Genomic DNA, 14,800 nt, shown 5'->3' with positions numbered 1-14,800 from the left:
TGAAAAAGGCTTTCTGCAAGATGTGCGTCACAATTTGCGGGAATGATTTTTCAGATACGCTCTGGGGATGATGTCTTTTTTACGTGAGATTTTACGTGCTTTGGAAGTTTGAGTATGTTTGAAAAAGGTTTTGGGAATTTTGGAATATGGGTTGAAAGTTTATTTTAATTTCCAAAATAAAAATTCCAGGGTATGTATTAAATATTGCTTTTGCTTTTCTTCATTTTCCAGAAATTCTTCTGTGCATGGAAACCAGGTATAACAGGTCTCTCTTGTAGCAGATTTTTTCAGTCCTTTTTCCATAAATTTGCTAATAGATTTAGGTACTGCCATGTCCTCTCCGGGCAGATAATCATAACTTTTGTAATCGCTGTAATATTGGCGGATACGGCCATTGAAAGGCTTTACAAGGAGGCTTACCAGATTGTCCTGACCTGTAATATAGAATTCTTCTGTGCCGTTAGAAAAGGAAGCGGGCAGGCTGTAATGGGGGTTCATCTGCAAAATTAGATTTTCACCGTCAAAATCAGTTCCGCGAATAGTAAATTCACCATCCCTGAGTGCAAGATACCCCATCATTTTAAACACATCGCCAAGTCCGAGAAGATCTTCCATATTGTGTCCCATAACCGTATCCAGGTCCGTCTGCTCCTGGTGTGCCATATATTTTTTATAGATTTTAATGCATTCCCCGCCATTACAGTAAATGCGCTTCTGTTCTCCAAGAAAGGCTTCCATCTGTTCCTGCTTTAACCCTGGGAGCTTTAAAAATCCCTTCAGAGGGCGAAGCATTTTATACAGGTCAAAAGAAGAAATCCCCTCAAAAGGATCTGGCAGCTCGTAGAATTTATAACGAGCCTGAAGGTAAGGCTGATCAAAAGAATCTCCATTGTATTGGATGGTACAGCTGAAATTTTTTATAAATTCTGAAAAAACCTCCAATAATGCTTTTTCTTCCCGGAAATCGGGAGCAAGCCACTGATAAAGCTGCCAGGAACCAGATTCATAGCAAACTGCACCAATTAAATATAAAAAAGATGAATTTCGTCCCAATCCAGTGGTTTCAATATCATAAAATAATGGTGAAAAATTGACATTCTCAGTAGCATTTCCAGATAAATTTTTAACAGTCTCAAAGTCCGGAAAACCTTGTAAAATCGGCATTTTTTTAACAATCAGCATGTTTATACTCCTTTCATGGATTGTATTTAATTATACACAATTTTTTTATTTTTAGGTAGTGAATTTTTTCATAAAATGCGGTATAGTAGAATGTATAGAATAGTCAGAATATATAAAGAAAAGGAGAAATCTATGTGGGAGTTATCAATTAACGGAGTGGATTTCTATCACATTGCCAATTGGTTTTATATATACAGCTTTCTTGGATGGCTGTGGGAAACCTGTTATGTATCGGTGAGAAAAGGCAAGCTGATAAACAGAGGCTTTATCAATGGTCCTTTATGTACCATATATGGCTGCGGAGCACTTGCTGTTTATCTGATTCTTCTTCCTGTAAGCGGGGATCTGCTTCTTTTGTTTGTGGGAGGAGTTGTAGTTGCAACGGCTTTGGAATATGTGACAGCAGCTCTGATGGAGAATATTTTCCATACGTCATGGTGGGACTACAGTGATAAGAAGTTTAATTTTCAGGGACGTATCTGCCTGGGATGTTCCCTTGGATGGGGCTTATTTACAGTAGGGCTTTTCAGAGTCCTTCATCCGGTGGTCTCTGATTTTGTAGAGCTTTACTCCAGAAAAACAGGTGAGATTGCAGTTTGTGTGGTCACAGTTGTTTACATAGTGGATTTCGCTTTCTCAGCTGCAGCTGCATTCCATATTCACGAGCGTATTCCTGCATGGGAGCAGGCGCTGGATCAGATGCGTGTAGAACTGCTTGTACAGGCACGTGAGAAGATGGAGAATCTGGAGGAGAGCAGCGGACTTTCCAGAGAGAGAATCAAGAAACAGCTGGAGAGCAAGCTGGGACGCCTTGATGATGTTGCTCTGATCAAGGAACTGGAAGAGAAGAGAACTGCTATGCTGTCAGATATCTCTGAAGAGCTTCAGAAGCGTAAAGAGGCTATGGCAGGAAAGGTCAGCCACAACATGCAGCGTTTTGTAAAGGCATATCCGAATTTGAACCGTGGATATAAGATCCATAAGAAATATGGATTTGGCAGGAGAAATAAAGACGCTGAATAAATACTCAGACAAAAGTGATATTAATAATATAAATCAAACAGACAATAAATCAGGTTGCTGCGGACAAAAGAGTCAGTAATCAATAAAATAAAGGCGGTGAATATTAGTGCGATTAACTTTTAAAGGAGGCGTACACCCCTTCGAGGGGAAAGAAATGTCAAAGGACTGTCCGGTGGAGAAATATCTTCCTAAGGCAGATTTGGCATACCCATTGTCCCAGCACATTGGTGCTCCGGCGAAGCCTGTGGTTGCAAAGGGTGACCATGTGCTTGCTGGTCAGATGATCGCTGAAGCAGGCGGATTTGTATCTGCTCCTGTTCATGCTTCTGTATCTGGTACAGTGAAAGGGATTGAGAAACGTCTGACAGCTACCGGAAGTATGGTAGATTCCATTATAGTGGAGAATGACGGACTGTATGAAGAGGTGGAATTCCACCCGGCAGATCCGGCTTCGCTTACTCGTGAGGAGATTATCGGAAGGATTCGCGACGGCGGTGTAGTAGGTCTTGGAGGTGCAGGCTTTCCCACACATGTGAAGCTTTCCCCCAAGGAGTCTGACAAGATTGAATACATATTGGTGAACGGTGCAGAATGTGAGCCTTATCTTACAAGTGATTACAGGCGCATGATGGATCAGCCGGAGAAGGTTGTGGAAGGATTAAAGATTGTAGTCGGACTTTTTCCAAATGCAAAGGGCTGTATCTGCATTGAGGACAATAAGCCAGATTGTATTGCCAGAATGAAAGAACTGGCTGCCGGAGTCCCGAATATCGAAGTAAAAGAATTGATGACCAAATATCCCCAGGGTGGTGAGCGTACCCTGATCTATGCAGTGACAGGAAGAGAAATCAACTCCTCCATGCTTCCAGCAGATGCCGGATGTATTGTAGATAATGTTGAAACAATATGCAGTATTTATGACGCAGTGGCACTTGGAAGACCGATCATGAAGCGGATTTTCACAGTAACCGGTAAGGGCATCAACCGTCCGGCACATTTTGAAGTCTGTACAGGAACGGATATGGCCGAACTGATCGACGCAGCCGGTGGCCTGAAGGAGCATGCCGGTAAGGTGATTTCCGGCGGTCCTATGATGGGATTTGCCATGTATGATTTTCATGTACCATGTGTGAAGACCTCTTCTTCCCTTCTGTGTATGCAGAGTGACCCGGTATCAGATGCGAAAGAGGAAGAGACAGCCTGCATTAACTGCGGACGCTGTGTAAGCGTCTGTCCCGGACATGTTATTCCGGCAAGACTTGCGACCTTTGCACAGCGCGGCGATATGGAGAGCTTCCAGAAGTTTGATGGAATGGAATGCTGTGAATGCGGCTGCTGCAGTTACATCTGTCCGGCCAAACGTCCGTTGACCCAGAGCATTAAGTCCATGCGTAAAATGGTTCTGGCAAGCAGGAAGAAGAAATAATAAGGGGGAAGAAATAAATGGAACAAATGTTTAATGTATCATCTAATCCCCATGTCCGGGCAAGGATGACCACTGCAAAAATCATGCAGCTGGTTGTCATAGCGCTTTTGCCTGCTGCCCTTATGGGAATTTATAATCATGGATTAAAGGCTCTTGCCGTTCTGGTGGTATCCACCGGTTCAGCTGCGCTTGCAGAGTGGTTATATGATCATTTTATGCACAAAAAGAACACTGTGAAGGATTTCAGTGCAGTGGTAACCGGACTTCTTATCGGTCTGAACATGCCGGCAGGAATTCCGCTCTGGATCCCGGTGCTCGGCAGTATTTTTGCAATTATTGTGGTAAAACAGCTTTTTGGCGGTCTTGGCCAGAACTTTATGAACCCGGCCCTGGCAGCCCGCTGTTTCCTTATGATTTCCTTTGCCGGCAAGATGACAGATTTTTCTGTATCAGACAGCTTTAAAGGTGCTGTTGACGGTGTGACAGGAGCCACTCCTCTGGCCGCTCTTCGTGACCATGGCTTTGTGGCAGGCTCCTCCGTTCCGGTTAAGAATCTGATTTTTGGTAATATCCAGGGAACCATCGGAGAGACATCTGTAATTGCCATTTTGATCGGTGCAGCAATCCTGCTTTGCTACAAAGTGATCAGCGCCAGAATTCCGTTGACCTATATTGGCAGCTTTGCAGTATTTGTGATCATCTATATGCTTGCTTCCGGCAAAGGCTTTGATGTAAATTATCTGCTCACCCATCTTTGTGGCGGTGGTCTTATGCTTGGTGCATGGTTTATGGCAACAGATTACGTTACAAGCCCCATTACACCAAAGGGGCAGTATGTATATGGCGTCTGTCTTGGTGTTCTTACCGGAATTTTCCGTATTTTCGGAGCTTCCGCAGAGGGCGTTTCCTATGCGATTATTTTCTGCAACCTGCTGGTACCTCAGATTGAGCGTTTCACCCGTCCGGTTGCTTTTGGAAAAGGAGGCGCGAAGAAATGAAAAATAAGATCGTGAAAGATACTCTTGCGCTGACTGTGATCACACTGGTTTCCGGACTGCTTCTTGGTCTTGTAAACGATATTACAGCAGGTCCGATTGCAAGCCAGCAGGCGAAAGAGAAGGAAGAGGCATATAAGGCAGTATTTGCTGATGCAGCCAGCTTCGAGACTGTTACAAGCGGTGAGGATACTGATCTGGAAAGCTATCTGGATGAAAACGGTTACAAGGCTCAGAATATTGATGAAGTCATGCTTGCAAAGGATGACCAGGAAAATGAACTTGGCTATGCCTTTACCGTAACCACAGCAGAAGGCTACGGCGGAGATATTCAGTTTGCCATGGGCGTTCAGGATGATGGAACTCTGAACGGAATTTCCATTTTATCCATCAGTGAGACCGCTGGTCTTGGTATGCGTGCAACTACAGATGATTTTAAAAATCAGTTCAAGGATAAGAACGTAGAGAAATTTACCTACACAAAAACTGGTGCCACCTCTGATGATGAGATCGATGCGTTAAGTGGTGCGACAATTACCACAAATGCCATGACAAATGGCGTCAATGCAGGACTTGCCGCATTCCGTTATGAGAAAGGGGGCAGCCAGAAATGAAAAAGAATACACCATCTGAACGACTGATAAATGGTATTATCAAAGAAAATCCTACTTTTGTGCTGATGCTTGGTATGTGTCCAACACTGGCCATCACCACATCCGCAATCAATGGTATCGGAATGGGACTTACCACAACGGTAATTCTGGCAGCATCCAACCTGATGATCTCCCTGCTCCGTAATTTTATTCCGGACAGTGTGCGTATGCCTGCTTACATCGTTGTTGTAGCATCCTTTGTAACAATTGTGCAGATGCTTCTCCAGGGTTTTATCCCGTTTTTGTATTCTTCCCTTGGAATTTACATTCCGCTGATCGTTGTAAACTGTATCATTCTGGGAAGAGCAGAGGCTTATGCATCCAAGAACAAACCGATTCCTTCACTTTTTGATGGTATTGGAATGGGACTTGGATTTACTTTAAGTATCACCTGTATCGGTGCGGTACGTGAGCTGATCGGTGCCGGCAGTATTTTCGGCAAACAGATCCTTCCTCTTGCAGATGCTGCAGCGGGAAAAATAGGCTATGAGCCGGTAACTATCTTTATTCTTGCACCTGGCGCATTTTTTGTCCTTGCGTTTTTATCTGCGCTTCAGAACAAATTCAAGATTGGTGCTGCAAAACGAGGCATTGATCCAAGCAATCCGGATTGCAAGGGCGGCTGTGCTTCCTGCGGAAATTCCATGTGTTCGGGAAAAAGGGGGTAAGAGAAGATGAAAGAATTATTACTGATCATTGTAAGCTCTGCGCTGGTAAATAACGTAGTCTTGAGCCAGTTTATGGGACTTTGCCCTTTCCTTGGAGTCTCCAAGACTACAGATACTGCAGCTGGTATGGGCGGTGCGGTTATTTTCGTAATCACATTGTCCTCCTTTGTAACGAGTGTGATCTACAAGCTGATCCTTCAGCCGCTTGATCTGACTTACCTTCAGACCATCGTGTTCATTCTGATCATTGCAGCACTGGTGCAGTTCGTAGAAATGTTCCTGAAGAAAAGTATGCCTTCTCTTTATAAAGCACTTGGCGTGTATCTGCCTCTGATCACCACAAACTGTGCAGTTCTTGGTGTGGCTCTTACAAACGTGCAGAAGGATTACAATATTCTGGAAGGCACTGTAAACGGTTTCGCAACAGCATTTGGTTTCTCCATTTCTATTGTGCTGATGGCAGGAATCCGTGAGAAAATTGCCTACAACGATATTCCGGAATCATTCCAGGGATTTCCAACCGTTCTTTTGACAGCTGGACTGATGGCGATTGCATTTTTCGGATTTTCAGGATTAATTTAAGGAGGCGTCGGGATGAATATTAGTGCGATTATAGCAGCAACAATTCTGGTTGCAGCAGTAGGCCTCTTCATCGGTGTTTTTCTTGGAGCAGCTGGAAAAAAATTTGCTGTTGAAATTGATGAGAAGGAAGTTGCCATAAGAGAAGCTCTTCCTGGAAATAACTGTGGCGGCTGTGGATATCCGGGCTGTGATGGTCTGGCAGCAGCAATTGCCAAAGGTGAAGCGCCTGTAAACCGTTGCCCGGTAGGCGGAGAGCCTGTTGGGAAAATAATTGCCGGTATTATGGGACAGGCGGCAGTTGAGACTGCCCGTCAGGTAGCTCATGTAAAATGCTCCGGAACCTGTGAAAAAGCGAAAGAAGAGTATGTTTACACTGGCGTGGAAGACTGCGAGATGCTTCCTTTCGTGCCAAATGGCGGTGCAAAGTCCTGTACATATGGCTGTTGTGGCTTTGGAAGCTGCGTGAAGGTCTGTCCATTTGATGCCATTCATATTGTAGATGGCATTGCAGTAGTAGATAAAGAAGCTTGTAAAGCCTGTGGAAAATGTGTTGCCAAATGTCCGAGACATCTGATCGAGCTGATTCCGTACGACCAGAAAGTGGCTGTGGACTGCAGTTCTCATGACAAGGGCAAACAGGTAATGGCTGCCTGTGAGATTGGCTGTATCGGCTGTAAGAAGTGCGAAAAGACCTGTCCAAACAGTGCAATTACCGTGGAAGATTTCTGTGCACATATTGATTATGAGAAGTGTACAGGATGCGGAGCCTGTAAGGAGGCCTGTCCGAGAGGGGTTATCCGGGAGGCATAAAATAAAAATGAAAAGCCTGTATTTTCAGACTGTTGGCATAGAATGTAAATTTTATGAGAACCAGCAGCTGGAATACAGGCTTTATTCTTGGGGGCGGAGCGTGTTTGAAAAATCATTTCTGCAAATTGTGACGCACATCTTGCAGAAAGCTTTTTTCAAACACGCTCTAAAGCCTTTCAGATAGCCATCTTTTTGTTTACGCTTTACTTCGTGTGTGATATGATGTTCCAATCAGGATTATATAATTGCAGATAAAGAATACTGCAAGGTTTTTTTATTAAATATCACACACAAAAGAGGAGACATGCATATGATTTGGAAATTACTTTGGCTGTTTCTCATCTATTCCTTCGCAGGATGGGTCCTTGAGACAGTTCTTGCTTCCCTGAAACAGAAAAAATTTGCAAACAGAGGTATTATCAATGGTCCATTCTGTCTGATCTATGGATTTGGCGGATTCTTCATTACCGCATTTACAAGAGAACTGACCGGTATCTGGCTGTTTCTTGGCTGTGCCATTGTAGCCTCCCTGCTTGAGTGGATCGCAGGACATTTAATTGAAATGTGGTACCATGAAAGATGGTGGGATTACCGGAAGATCAAATGGAATCTGGATGGATATGTCAGTGTTCCAACCTCCTGTGTCTGGGGTCTTCTTGGTGTATTTGTGATCAAAATTGGAAACGGGCTTTGTATGTCCTTATATGGCATGCTTCCAGGTCTTATAAGCAGAATTATCATACTGGTTCTTCTGGGCTTCCTTGCAGTGGATGCCATTGCCACGCTGACCATTCTTTTTGGACACAGCAAGAATCCTGAAAGATGGATCGCCGCTGACCGGGATATTGATTCCGTAACAAAGAAGCTTGGGGCAAAAATTGATGATGTTGTAAATCGTCGAATTACCAAAGCATATCCTCAGAAGCAGCACACGGAGAAAGAAGAGGCACATCCGGAGATTTTTGCCTACGGCTGCAGCTTTTATAAAATTGTACTGCTGTTTTTTATTGGCGCATTTCTTGGAGATATTACAGAGACTATTTTCTGCCGGATTACAGCTGGATACTGGATGAGCCGCAGCAGTGTGGTGTGGGGAGATTTCAGTATTGTGTGGGGCCTTGCCATTGCAGCAGTTACAGCTCTTCTCTACAAATACAGAAACCGCTCCCAGCAGTTCCTTTTCTGGATGGGCACATTTCTTGGCGGTGCCTATGAATATATCTGCAGTGTTTTCACAGAAATCGTATTTGGAACTGTATTCTGGGATTACAGTGATATCCCGTTTAACCTTGGTGGAAGAATCAATCTTTTGTACTGTTTCTTCTGGGGATTTGCAGCAGTGGCATGGTTTAAAATATTCTATCCGCCTGTTTCCAGGCTGATCGAGAAGATTCCGGTAAAAATTGGAAAAATCATTACCTGGCTTCTGATCATATTTATGCTTGCAGACGGAATTATATCCAGTGCAGCACTGGCACGTTATAATGCCAGAAGCAATGGAATAGAAGCTGCAAACAGTTTTGAAAGCTGGGTAGATGAACATTTTGATGATGGTCGGATGGCACAGGTATATCCGAAAGCGAAAAAAGTGGATTAGAACCTTTTTCAAATACGTGTCAAACCCAGATAAAAGTATTAATTGTAAAAACAATGTAAACTGTGTAAAGAATTAAAAAAAGAACAGAATGCACATGTGACAGTACTGTTAAATATGCGTCAAAAGACAGAAAACACTATTGTTTTCTGAAAATTAGAGTGCTATACTCCTTTCGGACAAGGAAATAAGGGCCCGCAAGTTTCCTTCCTACATCTGAAAGGAGTATTTTATTATTATGAAAAGAAAATATATCGCCGCAATTTTAACTGTTTTTGCAATGACAACTGTTTATTCCACAGCCTTTGGTGCTACTGAGCATTATACCGACAGCAGTGCAGTTGGAGCTGAGAGCGGCTGGGACGAATGGGTGGCAAACTGGGATGCAACTGCCACGGATTTTACGAAGGTTTCTCTTACCCCGGGAAAAGATGACACTGAACTGAACTTTGCATGGTACAGTGAAAAAACAGATGCAGCAGCAACACCGGTTGTTCATTTCGGAACTGACAAAGAGGCTCTGGATACCTTCGAAGGAGAGGCTGGAGATGTTGACCAGGATCTTACCGGCGATAAAGCTTACGAATATAATCATGTAACCGTTACAGGTCTTGAGCCAAACACCACATATTACTACACAGTTGAGAAAAATGGTGAGCAGAGCGAGCCTGTTGAATATACAACAAAGAGCACTGACACAGTAAAAATGATCTATGTTGGTGACCCGCAGGTAGGCGCTTCCAAAGGTCAGACACAGGACGGTGCTGAACTGGTTCCAGATGATGGGGTAGCAAACACAGCAGCCAGAAATGACGGATTTTCCTGGAATCGTACCTTAAATACTGCACTTGCAGAAAACCCGGACGTAAACTTTGTAATCTCTGCCGGTGACCAGGTAAACAAAACCGGTGCTGCAAAAGAGGAAGAGTATGCTTCTTATCTTAGTGCAGATGCACTTGCAAGCCTTCCGGTAGCAACTACCATTGGAAACCATGATTCCCTGAATCCAGACTACGCATATCATTTCAATAACCCGAACAACACAGAAAATGGAAAAACAGCAGCTGGCGGAGACTATTATTACAGCTATGGCGAGGGACTTTTCATTGTTCTGAATACCAACAATTACAATGTAGCAGAGCATCAGAATACTATCGAAGAGGCTGTAAAGGCTTATCCGGATGCAAAATGGCGTATCGTAACCATCCATCAGGATATCTACGGTTCTGGACTTGACCATTCTGATACAGACGGTATGATCCTTCGTACACAGCTGACTCCTGTATTTGATGCAAATGACATTGATGTAGTACTTCAGGGACATGACCATACATACAGCCGTTCTAAACTTCTTTATGGTGACGGACAGACTCACCAGAGCTATGAGTTCCAGTTAAATGCAGATGGAACTGATTATGACTGGGATCACGCTGCAAATGTTGAGACTGGCGAGCAGATCACTTTAAATCCGGAGGACGGCGACGAGGAAGCGAAGGCTGCACTTGACGCATTCAAAGAGGACAACCAGTGCTACACCATTGAAGATGTAGACGGCAATACCGTAACAGATCCACAGGGAACTCTTTACATGACTGCAAACTCTGCTTCCGGTTCCAAATACTATGAGCTTGTTTCCACACAGCAGGATTACATTGCAGCCCGCAGCCAGAACTGGCTTCCAAGCTATTCCATTATCACAATGGATGCAGAGAAATTTACCATTGATACTTATCAGATCACAGATGACGGAAGTGTAGAGGCAATTGATGATACCTTTACAATTGAGAAAACTGCAAAATAAATTGCAGTAAAAGATATGCAAACAGCCCTTTTTAACACTTACTGTAAGCGTTTTTAACGCAGAAAAAAGTGTGAAAAGAGCTGGAAGCCAAGAAAATAAGTGACAGAAATGAGTAATAAAAATGAATCAGATGCAAAATAAAAACAACGCCGGACTTCGCTTTTCCCAAAAAGCAGTCTGGCGCTGTATCTTAGGAGTAATAATTGTATTATTTGGAGTTTTTGTTTACCAACTGAACCAGGTGGACAAAACAGAATTGGTTGTCCGTACAGGGCAGACCTTTGAAAAAGCAGAAGTGACAGAAATTCTTCAGGATAATCTGGAGGACAACGGAACCCGTGTGGGAGAGCAAAAGGTTCGTGTGCGTATGCTGACCGGTGTCCGAAAAGGAGAGGAACTTGAAATAACCAGCAGCTCCGGTTACCTGTTCGGCGCTGCATGTAAAGTTGGAATGAAAGTAATCGTGATGCAAAGTGTGGCTGGAGATACCACCATCGCCAGTGTGTACACCCAGGACAGGGAATGGGTGATCTACATTTTTGCAGCACTTTATCTCCTGGCACTGTGCGCTATAGGCGGACGCCAGGGTATAAAAGGATGTATCGGGCTTGTGTTTACCTTTTTCTGCGTGATCTTTGTGTATCTGCCACTGATCTATCGGAATGTGTCTCCTTTTGGAGCGGCCGTATTTATGTGCTTTATTACTACGCTGGTGACAATGTACATGATCGGCGGAGCTACTAGAAAAACCATAGCAGCCACGGCAGGAACCGTAGCCGGCGTAGTAATCGCCGGAATTTCCGCCTGGCTTTTCAGCATGGCATCTGGAATCACAGGCTACAATGTTTCCGATATTGAGACGCTGATGACCTTATGGAACACAAATGGAATCCAGGTAGGCGGTCTCCTTTTCTCAGGCCTTCTTATTTCCTGTCTGGGCGCCGTGATGGATGTGGCAATGTCTGTCTGCAGTTCCATGTACGAAATCTATAATCAAAACCTGGCAATGAGCCGCGCCGACCTGTTCAAAGCCGGAATGCATGTAGCCCGTGACATGATGGGTACAGACAGCAACACTCTGATCCTAGCTTTTGCCGGAAGCAGTGTAAGCATGCTCCTCCTGGACTACGCCTACGACCTTCCTTACCAGCAGATTATCAACTCAAATAACATTGGAATCGCCATCATGCAGGGGCTGGCGGGAAGTTTCGGCATTGTGCTCTCAGTGCCGTTGACGGTTCTTATTTGTACGGTTCTTTATCATGGAAAAATTGTGAAAAAGGACTGTTAAGTATTTTATGACTGTTCGGGAAAAGATTAGTTTTAGCCGACTACCAGCGTTGGGGCCAGTCCTATTCCTAAGCAGACCATTTAAGCCGTGGTTTTAGTGAAGCCAAGATCCATGGCCTACGTAAACTTAGACGTGAAGGCTCTCCTGAACGTCTTAGTTGTAGTTGGCCATTAGCTTGGTGGAACGTTGCGGCGGTCCGCGTGGAATATGACTGGCTCCATCGCGTCCGTTTGAATTTATTTTTACCCGAATGAATGTTTGCTTTTTTTTATTAGATATGGTATGATGACAAAGAATTTCGAATATAACTCTTTACAATAGATAAAACAGGAGGTCCTCCCCATGATCTCATTCATCCGAGGAACAGTAGCAGACCTTACCGAGAATTCTGCAATCATAGAATCAAATTGCATCGGATTTGAAATAAATATGACCGGAAACGCACTGGCACAGATACACATTGGACAGGAAGTGAAGCTTCATACTTATTTTCAGGTAAGAGAAGATGCAATGGTTCTCTATGGCTTTTTCAATAAAGATGATTTACAGGTGTTTAAACTTCTTCTTGGTGTAAACGGAGTTGGACCGAAAGCTGCTCTGGGAGTTCTGGCAGGAATCACTGCAGATGAGCTTCGCTTTGCTGTTCTTTCCGATGATGTGAAAACTTTGTCAAAAGCCCCTGGAATCGGTAAAAAAACAGCCCAGAAGCTGATCCTGGAGCTGAAGGATAAGCTCAGTCTGGAAGAAGCCTTTGAGCAGAAGCTTGCCAATGAACAGGTTCAGGCTACTACAGCTGCAGCTGGAGCAGGAATGACAGATGCCAGACAGGAAGCAGTAGAAGCACTGGTGGCACTTGGCTACAGCAGTACAGATGCCCTCCGCGCAGTGCGCAAGGTGACAGATGTGGAGCCGACGGATGTAGAAGGAATCCTGAAAGCTGCGTTGAAGAATTTTTAGATTCCATAAATTTTTTCGCAAAGGGTGCTATCGTGAATGAAATGCATCCCGGTATATAAATGCAAACACTAATTTCAAGAGGTAAAAAATGGACAATCGTATCATAACCACTGATGTTATGGAAGAGGATTTTTCTCTGGAAGGGAATCTTCGCCCACAGACCCTGGACGAGTATATTGGCCAGGAAAAAACCAAAAATACCTTAAAAATATATATTGAAGCTGCCAGACAGCGTCACGATTCCCTGGACCATGTCCTCTTCTATGGTCCTCCTGGCCTTGGAAAGACTACTTTGTCAGGAATTATTGCCAATGAAATGGGAGTACATATGAAGGTAACTTCAGGTCCGGCAATTGAGAAGCCGGGAGAAATGGCAGCAATTCTGAACAATCTTCAGGAAGGAGATATTCTTTTTGTAGATGAGATCCACCGTCTGAACCGTCAGGTGGAAGAGGTGCTTTACCCCGCTATGGAGGATTTTGCCATAGATATTATAATTGGAAAAGGCGCTTCTGCCAGATCCATTCGACTGGATCTGCCAAGGTTTACCCTGGTGGGAGCAACTACAAGGGCAGGACTTCTCTCCGCACCTTTACGTGACCGTTTTGGCGTGATCCATCATCTGGAATTTTACAGTAAGAAAGAATTGACCACTATTATCATGCGTTCCGCTCAGGTGCTTGGAGTGGAAATCGACGTAAAGGGTGCCGGTGAGATTGCCATGCGCTCCCGTGGAACTCCTCGTCTTGCCAATCGCCTTTTGAAGCGTGTACGTGATTTTGCCCAGGTAAAATACGATGGGAAAATTACCTATGACGTGGCCTGTTTTGCACTGAATCTTCTGGAGGTGGATCAGTATGGTCTGGATAAACTGGATCGTCAGATTCTGACTACATTGATCGTAAACTTCAAAGGAGGCCCGGTGGGACTTGATACTCTGGCAGCTGCCATCGGTGAAGATTCCGGTACATTGGAAGACGTTTATGAGCCATATCTTCTGAAAAACGGGTTCCTGAACCGCACTCCAAGAGGCAGGATGGCTTCTGCACTTGCCTATGAACACCTTGGCTTTCCTGTGCCTGAAATATAAACATAGAAGTATGGAAAATTTATAATTTTAAATTTTGTGGGGTAAAATGTGGGGTACAGAAAGCCACAAAATAAGTAAAGCACTCAACGCCTTAATTGGTATTGGGTGCTATTTTATTATTCATCATAAGGATTAGATTGTTTACTGCTTAATTGAACAGGTGAGGGACAGACGAAAAACGTATTAGAGTAGCTTCGTCGTTTTAGAAAGTTATGAGATAGGTGAAACCGCTGGAAAGCCGCACCGAAGCCGTGAGGAATCCGTGAAAAATGGAATAAAGCGGCGAGGAAGCGGCGAGAACCGGAAGTGCTTGAACAGTCGATAATATTTTGATCGAAGCAGTGAGAAAGCCGTGAGGAATTAATAAATTGATGGAAAAAATTATCCTGCATGAGGTCAATCTTGGAATTGTGAAAGGAAAACCTTACAAGGAGATATACAAAGATTGCCGGAAACGTCTTGAAGCGGTAAAAGATCTGGCTTATTTGGAAGCGGTATAAAAGAAAAATGAATAGGTGGCTCGGAATGGGAAATTGACAAATCCCGGAAGCTGGCATATAGTATACTTATCAAGAAAGCCAGTAAGGAAAGTCAAGGTTCTCCGTTCTGGCAAATATGTTTAGCTAAGAAATAGCCGTCTATTCTTTACCATGATATGATACCTCTAAAGTAGACAGATTAAATATAAAAATCTGTTACTTTGGAGGTATTTTTCATGCCAAAATCAA

The 14,800-nt window shown here is 43.9% G+C and carries 14 protein-coding genes; 13 read left to right on the top strand and 1 reads right to left on the bottom strand.

Annotation, left to right across the window (positions count from 1 at the left end; genetic code table 11):
* Window positions 1-159: 159 nt before the first annotated feature.
* A complete protein-coding gene (locus I2D69_RS16495; RefSeq protein ID WP_227199147.1) occupies window positions 160-1,182 on the bottom strand; it encodes a ribonuclease H-like domain-containing protein in 1,023 nt (340 codons plus the stop codon).
* 132 nt (window positions 1,183-1,314) lie between these two features.
* Between I2D69_RS16495 and I2D69_RS16490 the strand changes: the two genes are divergently transcribed.
* The 13 genes from I2D69_RS16490 (at window position 1,315) to I2D69_RS20505 (ending at window position 14,572) form a co-directional block, all read left to right on the top strand.
* The gene (locus I2D69_RS16490; RefSeq protein WP_173717753.1) at window positions 1,315-2,205 is read left to right on the top strand and encodes a putative ABC transporter permease; all 891 of its coding nucleotides are present in this window, start codon (window positions 1,315-1,317) and stop codon (window positions 2,203-2,205) included.
* A gap of 100 nt (window positions 2,206-2,305) precedes the next feature.
* The gene (rsxC, locus tag I2D69_RS16485) at window positions 2,306-3,631 is read left to right on the top strand and encodes an electron transport complex subunit RsxC (RefSeq protein ID WP_334300314.1); all 1,326 of its coding nucleotides are present in this window, start codon (window positions 2,306-2,308) and stop codon (window positions 3,629-3,631) included.
* A gap of 17 nt (window positions 3,632-3,648) precedes the next feature.
* A complete protein-coding gene (locus I2D69_RS16480; RefSeq protein ID WP_118578045.1) occupies window positions 3,649-4,629 on the top strand; it encodes an RnfABCDGE type electron transport complex subunit D in 981 nt (326 codons plus the stop codon).
* Window positions 4,626-5,240, top strand: coding sequence for an RnfABCDGE type electron transport complex subunit G (locus I2D69_RS16475; protein ID WP_195380258.1), 615 nt, complete (start codon window positions 4,626-4,628; stop codon window positions 5,238-5,240). Before I2D69_RS16480 ends, I2D69_RS16475 begins: the two co-directional genes overlap by 4 nt.
* The gene (locus tag I2D69_RS16470) at window positions 5,237-5,947 is read left to right on the top strand and encodes an electron transport complex subunit E (protein ID WP_173715975.1); all 711 of its coding nucleotides are present in this window, start codon (window positions 5,237-5,239) and stop codon (window positions 5,945-5,947) included. Before I2D69_RS16475 ends, I2D69_RS16470 begins: the two co-directional genes overlap by 4 nt.
* A 6-nt stretch (window positions 5,948-5,953) precedes the next feature.
* Window positions 5,954-6,529, top strand: coding sequence for an electron transport complex subunit RsxA (gene rsxA, locus I2D69_RS16465; protein ID WP_173715976.1), 576 nt, complete (start codon window positions 5,954-5,956; stop codon window positions 6,527-6,529).
* A 12-nt stretch (window positions 6,530-6,541) separates the two neighbouring features.
* On the top strand, window positions 6,542-7,339 hold the full coding sequence (locus tag I2D69_RS16460) for an RnfABCDGE type electron transport complex subunit B (RefSeq protein WP_173717758.1): 798 nt from the start codon (window positions 6,542-6,544) through the stop codon (window positions 7,337-7,339).
* A gap of 310 nt (window positions 7,340-7,649) precedes the next feature.
* The gene (locus I2D69_RS16455; RefSeq protein ID WP_148461995.1) at window positions 7,650-8,936 is read left to right on the top strand and encodes a putative ABC transporter permease; all 1,287 of its coding nucleotides are present in this window, start codon (window positions 7,650-7,652) and stop codon (window positions 8,934-8,936) included.
* Between the two features lie 235 nt (window positions 8,937-9,171).
* Window positions 9,172-10,734, top strand: a complete 1,563-nt coding sequence (locus tag I2D69_RS16450) for a metallophosphoesterase family protein (protein ID WP_195380257.1) — start codon at window positions 9,172-9,174, stop codon at window positions 10,732-10,734.
* Between the two features lie 121 nt (window positions 10,735-10,855).
* On the top strand, window positions 10,856-12,025 hold the full coding sequence (locus tag I2D69_RS16445) for a YibE/F family protein (protein ID WP_227199151.1): 1,170 nt from the start codon (window positions 10,856-10,858) through the stop codon (window positions 12,023-12,025).
* A 342-nt stretch (window positions 12,026-12,367) separates the two neighbouring features.
* Window positions 12,368-12,982 (top strand): Holliday junction branch migration protein RuvA, encoded by a 615-nt coding sequence (gene ruvA, locus I2D69_RS16440; RefSeq protein WP_173736110.1) that lies wholly within the window; start codon window positions 12,368-12,370, stop codon window positions 12,980-12,982.
* Window positions 12,983-13,070: 88 nt separating this feature from the next.
* Window positions 13,071-14,072, top strand: a complete 1,002-nt coding sequence (gene ruvB, locus I2D69_RS16435) for a Holliday junction branch migration DNA helicase RuvB (protein ID WP_195380256.1) — start codon at window positions 13,071-13,073, stop codon at window positions 14,070-14,072.
* 371 nt (window positions 14,073-14,443) lie between these two features.
* The gene (locus I2D69_RS20505) at window positions 14,444-14,572 is read left to right on the top strand and encodes a hypothetical protein (RefSeq protein ID WP_255610626.1); all 129 of its coding nucleotides are present in this window, start codon (window positions 14,444-14,446) and stop codon (window positions 14,570-14,572) included.
* The last annotated feature ends 228 nt before the right edge of the window (window positions 14,573-14,800 follow it).

It is taken from the genome of Ruminococcus sp. D54t1_190329_F1 (assembly GCF_015551645.1).
Taxonomy (GTDB): Bacteria; Bacillota; Clostridia; order Lachnospirales; family Lachnospiraceae; genus Blautia_A; species Blautia_A faecis.
The sequence above is the reverse complement of the archived record's forward strand: the minus strand, read 5'-3'. Positions and strand labels throughout refer to the sequence as shown.

What these genes read in the sequence shown, in the direction of transcription:
- I2D69_RS16495 (WP_227199147.1), bottom strand. Translation starts at nt 1,182, where the DNA reads ATGCTGATTGTTAAAAAAATGCCGATTTTACAAGGTTTTCCGGACTTT.
- I2D69_RS16490 (WP_173717753.1), top strand. Translation starts at nt 1,315, where the DNA reads ATGTGGGAGTTATCAATTAACGGAGTGGATTTCTATCACATTGCCAAT.
- I2D69_RS16480 (WP_118578045.1), top strand. Translation starts at nt 3,649, where the DNA reads ATGGAACAAATGTTTAATGTATCATCTAATCCCCATGTCCGGGCAAGG.
- I2D69_RS16475 (WP_195380258.1), top strand. Translation starts at nt 4,626, where the DNA reads ATGAAAAATAAGATCGTGAAAGATACTCTTGCGCTGACTGTGATCACA.
- I2D69_RS16470 (WP_173715975.1), top strand. Translation starts at nt 5,237, where the DNA reads ATGAAAAAGAATACACCATCTGAACGACTGATAAATGGTATTATCAAA.
- rsxA (WP_173715976.1), top strand. Translation starts at nt 5,954, where the DNA reads ATGAAAGAATTATTACTGATCATTGTAAGCTCTGCGCTGGTAAATAAC.
- I2D69_RS16460 (WP_173717758.1), top strand. Translation starts at nt 6,542, where the DNA reads ATGAATATTAGTGCGATTATAGCAGCAACAATTCTGGTTGCAGCAGTA.
- I2D69_RS16455 (WP_148461995.1), top strand. Translation starts at nt 7,650, where the DNA reads ATGATTTGGAAATTACTTTGGCTGTTTCTCATCTATTCCTTCGCAGGA.
- I2D69_RS16450 (WP_195380257.1), top strand. Translation starts at nt 9,172, where the DNA reads ATGAAAAGAAAATATATCGCCGCAATTTTAACTGTTTTTGCAATGACA.
- I2D69_RS16445 (WP_227199151.1), top strand. Translation starts at nt 10,856, where the DNA reads ATGAATCAGATGCAAAATAAAAACAACGCCGGACTTCGCTTTTCCCAA.
- ruvA (WP_173736110.1), top strand. Translation starts at nt 12,368, where the DNA reads ATGATCTCATTCATCCGAGGAACAGTAGCAGACCTTACCGAGAATTCT.
- ruvB (WP_195380256.1), top strand. Translation starts at nt 13,071, where the DNA reads ATGGACAATCGTATCATAACCACTGATGTTATGGAAGAGGATTTTTCT.
- I2D69_RS20505 (WP_255610626.1), top strand. Translation starts at nt 14,444, where the DNA reads ATGGAAAAAATTATCCTGCATGAGGTCAATCTTGGAATTGTGAAAGGA.